Source organism: Streptomyces sp. NPDC088910 (assembly GCF_044749865.1).
Lineage (GTDB): Bacteria > Actinomycetota > Actinomycetes > Streptomycetales > Streptomycetaceae > Actinacidiphila.
In genome coordinates, this window is record NZ_JBIVIV010000003.1 from 348,294 (window position 1) to 360,406 (window position 12,113).

Genomic DNA, 12,113 nt, shown 5'->3' on the forward strand with positions numbered 1-12,113 from the left:
AGTACGCCAGGAGACCGATGGGACCGCGGAGTGCGGGGCAACGACAGCTACCAGGCTGACGACCACCTCTCTCAGCTCGAAGCCGAGATGGAGCGGCTTCGTACCGAGCGGGGCAAGGCCGTCGACCACGCCGACGACCTCGGATACCAGGTCGAGGTGCTGCGCGCCAAGCTGCACGAGGCGCGCCGCAATCTGGCGTCCCGCCCTGCCTACGACAACATCGGCCACCAGGCCGACCAGCTCCTGCGCAACGCCCAGATCCAGGCCGACCAACTCCGCGCCGACGCCGAGCGCGAGCTGCGCGACGCCCGCGCCCAGACCCAGCGGCTGCTCCAGGAGCAGGCCGAGCACCAGGCCCGCTTCGAGGCGGAGTGGCACGCCGAGGCCATCGCCCGGCGGCGGCAGCTCGACGAGGAGCTGGGCGAGCGCCGCGCGACCGTAGAGACGCACGTCAACGAGAACGTGGCGTGGGCCGAGCAGCTGCGGGCCCGCAGCGAGTCGCAGGCCCGCCGCCTGCTGGACGAGACCCGCGCCGAGTCCGAGGCCGCGCTGGCCGCCGCCCGCGCCGAGGCCACCCGGGTCGCCGAGCAGACCCGCGAGCGGCTGACCTCGGAGGCGCAGGCCGCGCGCAACGAGGCGGAGCAGCTGCTGCGCCGGGCCCGCACCGACGCCGAGCGGCTGCTGACCGCCGCCTCGACGCAGGCGCAGGAGGCCACCAGCGAGGCCGAGCAGCTGCGCACCTCCACCCGCAGCGAGTCCGACGAGGCCAGAAGCCGGGCGATCGAGCTGTCCCGGCTGGCCGAGGAGCGGCTGCGGGAGGCCGACGAGGCGCTGCGCACCGCCCGCGCGGAGGCCGAGCGGCTGCGCGAGGAGGCCACGGCCGGCGCCGCCAAGCGCCTGGCGGCCACCGAGACGGAGAACGAGCAGCGCACCCGTACGGCAAGGGCCGAGATCGCCCGCATGGTCGGCGAGGCCACCAAGCAGGTGGACAGCGCCAAGGCCGAGGCCGAGCAGACCGTCGCCGACGCCCGCGCCGAGGCCGAGCGCATCCGTACCGAGGCGCAGGAGACCGCCCGCGCCGCCGCGTCCGAGGACGCCGCCGCCCAGCTGGCGCAGGCCGCCAGGTCGGCCGAGGAGATCCTGACCAAGGCGTCGGAGGACGCCCGCTCCACCACGAAGTCGGCGGGCGAGGAGGCCGAGCGGATCCGGCGCGAGGCCGAGGCGGAGGCCGAGCGGCTGCGCAGCGAGGCCGAGGCGTCCGCGCAGGAGCTGCGCGGCGCCGCCCAGGACGACACCGAGGAGTACCGGGCCAGGACCGTCGAGCTCCAGGAGGAGGCCAGGCGGCTGCGCGGCGAGGCCGAGCAGCTGCGGGCCGACGCGGTCGCCGAGGGCGAGCGGATCCGCGGTGAGGCGCGCAGGGAGGCCGTCCAGCAGATCGAGGAGGCCGCGAGCCGCGCCGAGGAGCTGCTGGCCAAGGCGAAGGCCGACGGCGACGAGCTGCGGCAGGGCGCGGCCGCCGAGGCCGACCGGATGCGGACCGAGTCCGTCGAGCGGGCCTCCGCGCTGAACACCAAGGCCGAGGAGGCCCTCCAGCACGCCCGCGCCGAGGCCGAGGAGCTGCGCCAGGAGGCGGAGCGGCAGGCCGCGACGGTCAAGGAGGAGGCCGAGCAGGCCGCCGAGCGGCAGCGCACGGAGGGCGAGACGCTCGTCGCCCGGATGCGCGAGGAGGCCGAGACCGACCTGGTACGGCTCCGCGAGGAGGCCGAGGCCCGGCTCGCCGCCGCCGAGCAGTCGCTGCGCGACGCGGACACCGAGGCGGAGCGGCTGCGCCGGGAGGCCGCCGAGGAGGCCGAGCGGCTGCGCCAGGAGACCGCCGAGCGGGTCCGCACCCTCCAGGAGCAGGCCGAGGCCGAGGCGGTACGGCTGCGGGACGAGGCCGCGGCGGACGCGGCGCAGACCCGCGCGGAGGGTGAGAGCGTCGCCGTACGGCTCCAGGCGGAGGCGGCGGCGGAGGCCGAGCAGCGGCGCGCGGAGGCCAAGGAGCACGCGGACCGGGTCCGCGCGGAGGCCGCCGCGGCGGCCGAGCGCCTCGGTACGGAGGCCGCGGAGGCGCTGGCCGCCGCGCAGGAGGAGGCGGCCAGGCGCCGCCGCGAGGCCGAGGAGCTGCTGGGCGCCGCCCGCGGCGAGGCCGAGCAGGAGCGCGCGCAGGCCCGCCGCGAGAGCGAGGAGTTGCTGGCCGCCGCCCGCAAGCGCGTCGAGGACGCGGCGGCGGAGGCCGACCGGCTGGGCGCGGAGGCCGACCAGCGGGCCGCGGAGGCGGTCGCGGCGGCCGAGGCCACCGCGCAGCAGGTCCGCGACTCGGTCGCGCATCTGCACCAGGAGGCCGAGGAGGAGATCGCCGGGCTCCGCTCGGCGGCCGAGCACGCGGCCCAGCGGGTGCGCGGCGAGGCCCAGGGCGAGGCGGACCGGCTGCGCGCGGACGCCAGCTCCGAGCGGGAGCGGGCGTCGGAGGACTCGGCGCGGATCCGCCGGGAGAGCCAGGAAGAGGCCGACGCGGCACGGCAGTTGGCCGACCGTACGGTCACCGAGGCGATCGAGGAGTCCGACCGGCTGCGCGCCGAGGCCCGCGACGACGCCAACCGGATGCGTACCGACGCGGCGGGCCAGGCCGACCAGTTGGTCACCAAGGCCCGCGAGGAGGCCGAACGGCTCGGTATCCTCGCCAAGGACGCGCTGGACACCGCGGAGCGCGAGGCCGAGGAGGCGCGGACGCATTCGCAGCGCGTCCTCGACGAGGCGCGCGAGGCGGCCAACAAGCGCCGCAGCGAGGCCGCGGAGCAGGCGGACGAGCTGATCGGCAAGGCGCAGGCGGAGGCCCGCAGGACCGCGGCGACGGCCGAGGAGCAGGCCGACGCGATGGTCGGCGCGGCCCGCGGCGAGGCCGAGCGGCTGGTCAACGAGGCGACGGCAGAGGGCAACAGCCTGGTCGAGCGGGCGCGGACCGACGCGGACACCATGCTCGGCGAGGCCAGGCACGACGCGACGGCCATAAGGGAACGTACCGAGGAGCTGCGCCAGCGCGTGGAGTCCGAGGTCGAGGAGCTGCACGACCGGGCCCGCAAGGAGGCCGCGGAGGCGATGAAGACCGTCGGCGAGCGGGTCGACAAGCTGGTCACCGCCGCGACCGAGCAGCTCGCCGAGGCGGAGCAGAAGGCCGCCGAGATCAAGTCCACGGCCACCTCCGAGGCGAGCAAGGTCCGTATCGCCGCGGTGAAGAAGGTCGAGGGCCTCCTGAAGGAGGCCGAGCAGAAGAAGGCCGAGGCCGAGCGCGAGGCCGAGCGGGTCAAGGGGGAGGCCCGCAGCGAAGCCGATCGCATCGTGACCGAGGGCAGACGAGAGCTGGAGATCCTCGTGCGCCGCAGAGAAGACATCAACGCGGAGATCTCTCGCGTCCAGGACGTGCTGGAGGCGCTGGAGTCGTTCGAGGCACCCGGTGGCGGTGTCACCGCTGGTGCGGGCGCGGGAACCACTCGTTCGAGTGGCAAGCGCATCGACGATGCTCCACTCGATTGAGCGGACATTCTCCATACCTAATAGGCAATGGCTCGGTGACACGCCGCCTGGGCCCCTAGGATTCCCCCTATCACCTCAACCGGTCTGAATCGACAGGATCCCCATGAGCGACACTTCCTCCCCCTTCGGCTTCGAGCTCGTTCGGCGCGGATACGACCGCGGACAGGTGGACGACCGCATCACGAAGCTCGTCGCCGACCGTGACAGCGCACTGACGAGGATCACCGCGCTGGAGAAGCGCATCGAGGAGTTGCACCTCGAAACCCAGAACGCCCAGGCCCAGGTCAATGACTCGGAGCCGTCGTACGCGGGTCTCGGTGCCCGTGTCGAGAAGATCCTGCGCCTCGCCGAGGAGGAGGCGAAGGACCTGCGCGAGGAGGCCCGCCGCGCCGCCGAGCAGCACCGCGAGCTGGCCGAGTCGGCCGCCAACCAGGTGCGCAACGACGCGGAGGCGTTCGCCGCCGACCGCAAGTCGAAGGCCGAGGACGAGGGCGTCCGTATCGTCGACAAGGCGAAGGGCGACGCTTCGCAGCTCCGCGCCGACGCCACGAAGGACGCGCAGAACAAGCGCGAGGAGGCGGACGCCCTCTTCGAGGAGACCCGCGCCAAGGCCGCCCAGGCCGCCGCGGACTTCGAGACGAACCTGGCCAAGCGCCGCGAGCAGTCCGAGCGTGACCTGGCGGGCCGTCAGGCCAAGGCCGAGAAGCGCCTGGCGGAGATCGAGCACCGCGCCGAGCAGCTCCGCCTGGAGGCGGAGAAGCTGCGCACCGACGCCGAGCGTCGCGCGCGTCAGACGGTGGAGACCGCTCAGCGTCAGTCCGAGGACATCGTCGCGGACGCGAACGCGAAGGCCGACCGGATCCGCAGCGAGTCCGAGCGCGAGCTGGCGGCGCTCACCAACCGCCGCGACAGCATCAACGCTCAGCTCACCAACGTCCGCGAGATGCTGGCGACGCTGACCGGTGCCGCGGTCGCCGCGGCCGGTGCTCCGGCCGACGACGAGCCGATCTCGCGTGGCGTCCCGGCGCAGCAGTCCCGCTGATCTCCCGATCGGAAGCTCGGGCCCGGTCAGGAGCCACGGCCGCAGGAAGGGCCAGAGCGTCTGAACACGGGCTGAAGCCTCTGAACACGGGCTGAACGTTCGCCGACGGGTCGCCCGACACCCCCGCCCATCCCGGGCGGGGGTTTCGGTTTACTCCGGGGCGGTTGCTAGCCTCGCCACCATGATTGAGTTGCAGGGGCTCACCAAGCGGTACGGGGACAAGACCGCCGTCGACAATCTGACCTTCACCGTGCGCCCCGGCGTGGTGACCGGCTTCCTCGGGCCCAACGGCGCGGGCAAGTCCACGACGATGCGCATGATGCTCGGGCTGGACAACCCGACCTCGGGCAACGTACGCATCGACGGTCAGCACTACGCGCAGCTCAGCGAGCCGCTGAAGTACATCGGCGCACTGCTGGACGCCAAGGCCATCCACGGCGGGCGGACGGCGTACAACCATCTGCTGTGCCTGGCGCAGTCCAACCGCATTCCGCGGCACCGGGTGGACGAGGTGCTGGAGACGGTCGGTCTGACGGCCGTGGCGAAGAAACGTTCCAAGGGCTTCTCGCTGGGCATGGGCCAGCGGCTCGGCATCGCGGGGGCGCTGCTCGGCGACCCCGAGATCCTGATGTTCGACGAGCCGGTCAACGGTCTCGACCCCGAGGGCATCCACTGGATCCGCAACCTCATGAAGGGGCTGGCCGCGCAGGGCCGTACGGTCTTCGTCTCCAGTCACCTGATGAGCGAGATGGCGCTGACCGCCGAGCATCTGATCGTGATCGGCCGCGGCCGGCTGATGGCCGACACCTCGATGGCCGACTTCATCGAGAAGAACTCCCGCTCCTACGTGCGGATTCGCACCCCCCAGCCGGAGCGGCTGAAGGACGTGCTGGCCACGGCGGGGTTCACCCCGGTGACCACGAGCGACGGCACGTTCGAGATCCAGGACGGCGACACGGCGCAGCTCGGCGAGCTGGCCGCGCAGCATCAGGTGGTGCTGCACGAACTCAGCCCGCAGCGGGCATCGTTGGAGGAAGCGTTCATGCAGCTCACCGCGGACTCGGTGGAGTACCACGCGGGCGGTGTGCTCGCGCCGCCGCCCGGTCCGGGTGGTGCCGCGCCACAACCCGGCGCCCCGCAGTGGGGTGCGGACTGGCGCAACTCCGGCTCCGGGAAGGGGAACTGACATGGCGTCTCCTACCGCCGTCCTCCAGTCGGAGTGGACGAAGATCAAGTCGGTACGGTCCACGGTCTGGACGCTGGCGCTCGCCTTCATCGTCACCGTGGGTCTGGGCGCGCTGATCTGTCTGGTGGTCAACAACACCTTCCACGACAGGTCCGCCACGGACAGGGCGACCTTCGACGCCACGAACACCAGCTTCTTCGGCATGTCGCTCGGCCAGTTGGCACTGATCGTCTTCGGTGTGCTGGTGATCTCCAGCGAGTACAGCACCGGCATGATCCGCACCTCGCTTGCGGCCGTCCCGCAGCGCGGGATGTTCTACTTCTGCAAGGTCGCCATCGCGGGCCTGCTGGGCCTGGTGGTCGGCATGGCCACCAGCTTCGTCGCGTTCTTCCTCGGCCAGGCGCTGCTCGGCTCGCACAAGACGTCGATCAGCGACTCGGGGGTGCTGCGGGCCGTCTTCGGCGCGGGGCTCTACATGACGCTGATGGTGCTGCTGTGCGTCGGCGCCGCCGCGATGATGCGCAGCCCGATGCTGGGTCTCGGCATCCTGATGCCGTTCTTCTTCCTGGTCTCGCCGATCCTGTCGGCGGTGCCGAAGGTGAAGACGTTCGCCAGGTACCTCCCCGACCAGGCGGGCCAGAAGATCATGCAGGTGGTGCCGGATTCGGGCGACCACACCGCGTACGGCCCCTGGGGCGGTATCGGCATCATGGCGATCTGGGTGATCGTGGCGCTGGTCGGCGGTTACGTGGTGCTGGCCAAGCGCGACGCCTGACGCGGTAAGGGGCCGCCTCCCGGGCGGCCCCGCACGTCGGCCGAGTCCCGACTGTCGCAATGGGGGCACCTCCCGGGTACAACTTCGGGGGACGGTGGGGGGAACCAACCCCCACCGGCTACGCTTCCTCCCTCACGGGGGCGAGTCGCCTCCGTTGCAGCGAGGGGCGGAGCATGATCCAGGCAGTCGGCCTGACCAAGCAGTACGGCGCGAAAACAGCCGTGTACAACCTGTCGTTCCAGGTACGGCCTGGCACCGTCACCGGATTCCTCGGCCCGAACGGGTCGGGCAAGTCCACGACGATGCGGATGATCCTGGGCCTGGACGAGCCGACCTCCGGCCAGGTGACCATCGGCGGAGTGCCGTACCGGCGGCTGCCGAACGCGCCGCGCAAGGTGGGCGCGCTGCTGGACGCCAAGGCGGTGCACGGGGGCCGCAGCGCCCGCCAGCACCTGCTCTGCGTGGCGCAGCTCTCCGGCATCCCGGCCCGCAGGGTCGACGAGGTGCTGGGCGTCGTCGGCCTCCAGGACGTGGCCTCCCGCCGCTCGAAGGGCTTCTCGCTGGGCATGGGCCAGCGGCTCGGCATCGCGGGCGCGCTGCTCGGCGACCCGGAGGTGCTGCTCTTCGACGAGCCGGTCAACGGCCTCGACCCCGAGGGCATCCACTGGGTGCGCAATCTGATGCGCAAGCTGGCGAGTGAGGGCCGTACGGTCTTCGTCTCCAGCCACCTGATGAGCGAGATGGCGCTGACCGCCGACCACCTCATCGTCATCGGCCGCGGCCAACTGCTCGCCGACATGAGCGTCAAGGACTTCATCGCGCACCACTCGACCGGCTACGCGCTGGTCCGCACGCCCGCCGAGGGCGGTGAGCGGGAGAAGTTCAGCAAGGCGCTCACCGACGCGGGCGCCGCCGTACAGCCGGAGCAGGACGGCGCGCTGCGCGTCACCGGCCTCGAACTGCCCAGGATCAGCGACATCGCGTACGACGCCGAGGTCCGGATCTGGGAACTGTCGCCGCACCAGGCGTCGTTGGAGGAGGCGTACATGCGCCTGACCAGCGGCGCGGTCGACTACCGCTCGACGCAGGACCCGCGCCAGGGCCTCCAGCACGCGGCGCCGTACGCCGTCCAGGGCCCCGGCGGCTACGCACCGCCGCCGGGAGCGCAGGGCTGGCAGCAGCCGTACGGACAGCAACAGCCGTACGGGCAGCCGGGTTACGGGCAGCAGCAGCCCGGCTGGGGGTACCAGCAGCAGCCGGTGGCCGCGCCCGTACCGCAGCAGTCGTACGCTCCCCAGCCGCCGCCGGCCGCTCCCGCCGCTCCCGCACCTCAGCCCGCACCCGCCGCACCGCCCGCACCCGCCGCTCCGCCCGCACCCGCCGCCCTGAACATGGACAAGTCCGACAGCGAGGACGCCCGATGACCGCCCCGGCCCAGTTCCCGGCCTCCGCCCCCCACGGCGGCTACCAGCAACAGCAGCCGCCGCAGCCGCAGTTCGCCTCGCAGTTGCCGGTCGCGCAGACCACCCTCGGGCAGGCGGTGCGCTCGGAGTGGACGAAGATCCGCACGGTGCGCTCCACGGTGTGGACGCTCGGCGTGATGCTCGTCCTGGTCATCGGCATCAATCTGCTGGTGGTCGTGCCGATCGACCACAGCAACGACACCAGCGTGCCGGTGCTCGCGCCCGGCCTGTTCGGCCTGATCCTGGGCCAGTTGGCGATCATCACGCTGGGCGTGCTGGTGATCACCTCCGAGTACGGCACCGGCATGATCCGCACCACCCTGACCGCGTGCCCGCGGCGCTCGCGGGTCCTGACGGCGAAGGCGATCGTCTTCTTCCTGCTGTCCTTCGTGACCACCACGGTCGCCTGCACGATGACCGCGCTCATCAGTTGGAGCGTGATGTCCGGCAAGCGGGTCTCCGGATACGACCTGGAGGACCCGCACCCGGGCGTCGTCATCAAGGACGGCGTGACCGCCGCGAGCGGCACCGAATGGCTGGGCGCGACCGTCGGCGTCGGCCTCTACGTGGCGCTGCTCGGCCTGCTGGCGCTCGCCGTCGGCACGCTGCTGCGGCACTCGGCCGGGGCGATCACCACCATGCTGGGCGTCGTCCTGCTGCCGCTGCTGATCGCGATCTTCCTGCCGTCCAGCCTGGACGGGGCCCGCGACAAGCTGGTGCGGTTCTCCGCGCCCAACTCGCTGGCCTCGCTCTACCACTTCCCGATGATCGGCGAGGGCGACCAGAACGGCCTGCCCCAGCTCATCACGCTGGCCTGCGTCACGGCGGTGCTGCTGGGAGCGGCGTACGCGACCCTCAACAGCAGGGACGTCTGAGCGCCAGGAACGTCTGAGCGTCAGCAACGTCTGAGCGTCAGGGGCGTCTGAACACCGGCGCCGCCCGAGGCGTACCGGACCGCTCAGCCGCTTCAGCCGCCGCCGGACATGGCCCCGGTTCAGTGCCGGGGGGCGTTACGGGACCGCTGCACCTTGCTGGTGCGGCGGTCCCTCGCGTTCCAGCACGCCCGGTGCCAGTGCCGCCGGTCGTCCACTCCCCCGTACTCCCGCCAGGCCACCACGTGCCCGACGCCGGGCGGGATCTCCTGGTCGCAGCCGGGGCAGCGGTAGTGCTTGCCGGAGGCGCTGCCCGCGACCGGGCGCACCACCCACTCCTCGCCCTGCCACTCCACGGTGCTGCCGGCGCCGAACCCCGACTCCTGCTGCTCCGTACGGTCGGCGGGGCGGCCTCCGCCGGGCGGGCGGTTTCGACGCGGCGACACGGGACACCTCGCGCTCTGCTGGGCTTCGCGGACTCTCCGTCAAGGGTACGCGGCCGGTCGGTCCATACCGGAACACCCGCCTCGCGCACACCAGAACGGCTCATCTCCAATATGACTGCCGAAAATCATGAAAACGTCCCAGAAAGCCGTGCCTTTGGCACGTGCCAAGCGTTACCAAGGGAGGAGGGATGAGCAATGCGAGTTGGGACTTTCGTCATAGCGGCCCAGTTCCCCGGTCAGGGCCAGGGAGAGGCGCTGCACCGGGCGATATCCTCGGCCGAGGCCGCTGACGCCGCGGGACTTGACACGGTATGGCTGGCAGAGCACCACTTCGTCCCGTACGGCGTGTGCCCGTCGGCCGTCACCCTCGCCGGGCTGCTGCTCGGGCGTACGCGGCGGATCGGCGTGGGCACCGCGGTGAGCGTGCTGCCGACCGCACATCCGGTGGCGCTGGGCGAACAGGCCGCGCTGCTGCACCTGGCGTCCGGCGGACGCTTCACCCTCGGGGTCGGCCGCGGCGGCCCGTGGGTGGACCTGGAGGTCTTCGGCACCGGACTGGCCGCCTTCGAGGCCGGTTTCCCCGAATCGCTCGACCTGCTGCTGCGCTGGCTGCGCGAGCCCGCGGTCGGGGCGGACGGTCCGCGCTACGCCTTCCGCGAGGTGTCCGTCGTACCGCGCCCCGACGAGCTGTACGACCCGGCGGCGGAGCCGGTGGCGGGCTCGGGGCCGCCCGTCGTGGTCGCCTGCACCTCCCCCGCCACCGTCCGGCTGGCCGCGGAGCGCGGGCTGCCGATGCTGCTGGGGATGCACTGCGGGGACGAGGAGAAGGCCGCGATGGTGGCGGTCTGGCGGGAGACGGCGCTGGCCGCCGGGCACTGCCCCGACGCCGTGTCGGCCGCCGGTCATGTCTCGGCGGGCGTGGCCCAGGTCGGGGACACCAGGTCGGACGCGGTGGAGACGCTGCTCAAGTCGATGCCCGGCTGGCTCCAGCGCGGGCTCGGCGCCCACCGCACGGTGGACGGCAGCGCGCGGGCCATGCGCGACCCGCACGCCTACACCGAACTGCTCTGTGATCTGCACCCGGTGGGTCCGCCGCGGCTGTGTGCCGACCGCCTCGCGGCGACCGCGGAACGGACCGGTATCACCCGGTTCGCCCTCCTGGTGGAGGGCTCGGGGGACCTCACCGCCACCTTGGACAATGTGGCCAGGCTGGGCGCCGACGTGCTCCCGGAACTGGCCTGATTACGCGGGCGGGTCCGGTTGCGGGAGCGGGCCGCATTGTGCCGACGCCCAGTGCGCGCTAGGGCCGTGACCGGCGGTGTTCGCCGGGCGGGGCGTTACGTCAGCAGTCCCTGAACTCCGGTGACTGGTTGAGCACTTGGGACCTGACGGAAGTGAACTTGCCGTAGCTCTCGGCGATCCCGGGGTCCACCGTGTCCAGTGGGAAGACCGCCACGCGGTGGCAGTTCTGGAAGGCGAGCCGCACCCCGAAGTGCCGCTGTAGGGCCCCTCGTATCGCGTCGCTGGCCAGTGCACGGAGCAACTGGCCGCGTTCCTTCTCGCTCGGCGGCGGCACCTGGTTGTCGGCGAAGGCTCCGCCGTCGACCTTGAGCTGTGCCACCAACGAGCTGATCATCTCCCACGCGTAAGGGAGGGACGTCCTGACGCAGTCGACGAATTCCTGTTCGTCGACCTCGCCTCGCTCGGCCTGTTCGAGGAGGGCCGGTGAGACGTCGAGCGACATGGGTACTCCTCTCGTGACCCCGTGATCACACGGAGCCAGACGGACGGGTTGCCGGCGGCCGGACCAGCGTTCCCGCACGTCCGGCCTCCGCTTCAACCGTAGGGTCGTTGGTCCGACCGCACCAGGAGGTAGCACACTTAACCGGCCAAGTTTCCGCAGTCGTCCGGAGTCGTACGCACAGGGGCGGACGGGACGTGCGGGGGCGAAACGTGCGGCGGTGAATCACACGGGGCCGAATCGCGTACGGGGCGGCGCGTCCAGTAGCGTTGCGCACCATGCGTCTCGTCATCGCCCGCTGCTCCGTCGACTACGCGGGCCGGCTCTCCGCCCACCTGCCCTCCGCCACCCGGCTGCTGCTCATCAAGGCGGACGGCAGTCTGTCGGTGCACGCCGACGACCGGGCCTACAAGCCGCTCAACTGGATGTCCCCGCCCTGCACGCTCAAAGAGGGCGACGACGGCGTCTGGACGGTCGTCAACAAGGCCGGTGAGCAGCTCATCATCACCATCGAGGAGGTCCTGCACGACTCCTCGCACGAACTCGGTGTCGACCCCGGCCTGATCAAGGACGGCGTCGAGGCGCACCTCCAGGAGCTGCTGGCCGACCGGATGGAAGTCCTCGGCGAGGGCTGGACCCTGATCCGCCGCGAATACCCCACCGCCATCGGCCCGGTGGACATCCTGTGCCGCGACGCCTCGGGCGCCACCGTCGCCGTCGAGCTGAAGCGGCGCGGCGACATCGACGGTGTCGAGCAGCTCACCCGCTACCTCGAACTCCTCAACCGCGACCCCCATCTCGCCCCGGTCCGGGGGGTGTTCGCCGCCCAGGAGATCAAGCCTCAGGCCCGCGTGCTGGCCACGGACCGCGGCATCGGCTGTGTCGTCCTGGACTACGACGGCATGCGCGGCATCTCCGACGACAAGCTGCGGCTGTTCTAGCCCGCCCCATTGACTCGCCGCGCTGGCCCGCCCCTTTGACTCGCCCCTTTGCCTCACCGCTTTGGCCCGCCGCG

Annotated in this window: 10 protein-coding genes; 8 read left to right on the forward strand and 2 right to left on the reverse strand. The window is 72.0% G+C overall.

The features are described 5' to 3' along the window. Positions 1 to 30 precede the first annotated feature (30 nt). The 6 genes from scy to ACIP4Z_RS09900 all read left to right on the forward strand — a co-directional run bounded on the left by scy (position 31) and on the right by ACIP4Z_RS09900 (position 8,914). A complete protein-coding gene (scy, locus tag ACIP4Z_RS09875; RefSeq protein WP_401306281.1) occupies positions 31 to 3,573 on the forward strand; it encodes a polarized growth protein Scy in 3,543 nt (1,180 codons plus the stop codon). 103 nt (positions 3,574 to 3,676) lie between these two features. Further along, entirely contained in the window at positions 3,677 to 4,615 is a 939-nt protein-coding gene (locus tag ACIP4Z_RS09880) for a cellulose-binding protein (RefSeq protein ID WP_188281921.1), read from the forward strand. 181 nt (positions 4,616 to 4,796) lie between these two features. After that, positions 4,797 to 5,801: an ATP-binding cassette domain-containing protein gene (locus tag ACIP4Z_RS09885; protein ID WP_391044606.1), complete on the forward strand. Its 1,005-nt coding sequence runs from the start codon at positions 4,797 to 4,799 to the stop codon at positions 5,799 to 5,801. Position 5,802: 1 nt separating this feature from the next. After that, positions 5,803 to 6,576 (forward strand): ABC transporter permease, encoded by a 774-nt coding sequence (locus ACIP4Z_RS09890; protein ID WP_355344138.1) that lies wholly within the window; start codon positions 5,803 to 5,805, stop codon positions 6,574 to 6,576. Between the two features lie 173 nt (positions 6,577 to 6,749). Then, the gene (locus ACIP4Z_RS09895) at positions 6,750 to 8,000 is read left to right on the forward strand and encodes an ABC transporter ATP-binding protein (RefSeq protein WP_401306284.1); all 1,251 of its coding nucleotides are present in this window, start codon (positions 6,750 to 6,752) and stop codon (positions 7,998 to 8,000) included. Then, on the forward strand, positions 7,997 to 8,914 hold the full coding sequence (locus ACIP4Z_RS09900; RefSeq protein ID WP_391044602.1) for an ABC transporter permease: 918 nt from the start codon (positions 7,997 to 7,999) through the stop codon (positions 8,912 to 8,914). Before ACIP4Z_RS09895 ends, ACIP4Z_RS09900 begins: the two co-directional genes overlap by 4 nt. 119 nt (positions 8,915 to 9,033) lie before the next feature. On the opposite strand, the gene ACIP4Z_RS09905 is transcribed toward ACIP4Z_RS09900, so the two are convergent. Further along, positions 9,034 to 9,357 carry an ATP/GTP-binding protein gene (locus tag ACIP4Z_RS09905; protein WP_355344147.1) on the reverse strand — a complete coding sequence of 108 codons (324 nt, stop codon included), beginning with the start codon at positions 9,355 to 9,357 and terminating at the stop codon, positions 9,034 to 9,036. 195 nt (positions 9,358 to 9,552) lie between these two features. On the opposite strand from ACIP4Z_RS09905, the gene ACIP4Z_RS09910 reads away from it, so the two are divergent. After that, a complete protein-coding gene (locus tag ACIP4Z_RS09910; RefSeq protein ID WP_355344150.1) occupies positions 9,553 to 10,599 on the forward strand; it encodes an LLM class flavin-dependent oxidoreductase in 1,047 nt (348 codons plus the stop codon). Between the two features lie 100 nt (positions 10,600 to 10,699). On the opposite strand, the gene ACIP4Z_RS09915 is transcribed toward ACIP4Z_RS09910, so the two are convergent. After that, positions 10,700 to 11,101: an SCO5389 family protein gene (locus ACIP4Z_RS09915; RefSeq protein WP_188281928.1), complete on the reverse strand. Its 402-nt coding sequence runs from the start codon at positions 11,099 to 11,101 to the stop codon at positions 10,700 to 10,702. Between the two features lie 275 nt (positions 11,102 to 11,376). Here ACIP4Z_RS09915 and nucS point away from each other — a divergent pair, with 275 nt between their 5' ends. After that, positions 11,377 to 12,039 carry an endonuclease NucS gene (gene nucS / locus ACIP4Z_RS09920; RefSeq protein WP_355344154.1) on the forward strand — a complete coding sequence of 221 codons (663 nt, stop codon included), beginning with the start codon at positions 11,377 to 11,379 and terminating at the stop codon, positions 12,037 to 12,039. The last annotated feature ends 74 nt before the right edge of the window (positions 12,040 to 12,113 follow it).

Coding starts and splice junctions, on each gene's coding strand:
- ACIP4Z_RS09880 (WP_188281921.1), top strand. CDS start 3,677: ATGAGCGACACTTCCTCCCCCTTCGGCTTCGAGCTCGTTCGGCGCGGA.
- ACIP4Z_RS09885 (WP_391044606.1), top strand. CDS start 4,797: ATGATTGAGTTGCAGGGGCTCACCAAGCGGTACGGGGACAAGACCGCC.
- ACIP4Z_RS09890 (WP_355344138.1), top strand. CDS start 5,803: ATGGCGTCTCCTACCGCCGTCCTCCAGTCGGAGTGGACGAAGATCAAG.
- ACIP4Z_RS09895 (WP_401306284.1), top strand. CDS start 6,750: ATGATCCAGGCAGTCGGCCTGACCAAGCAGTACGGCGCGAAAACAGCC.
- ACIP4Z_RS09900 (WP_391044602.1), top strand. CDS start 7,997: ATGACCGCCCCGGCCCAGTTCCCGGCCTCCGCCCCCCACGGCGGCTAC.
- ACIP4Z_RS09910 (WP_355344150.1), top strand. CDS start 9,553: ATGCGAGTTGGGACTTTCGTCATAGCGGCCCAGTTCCCCGGTCAGGGC.
- ACIP4Z_RS09915 (WP_188281928.1), bottom strand. CDS start 11,101: ATGTCGCTCGACGTCTCACCGGCCCTCCTCGAACAGGCCGAGCGAGGC.
- nucS (WP_355344154.1), top strand. CDS start 11,377: ATGCGTCTCGTCATCGCCCGCTGCTCCGTCGACTACGCGGGCCGGCTC.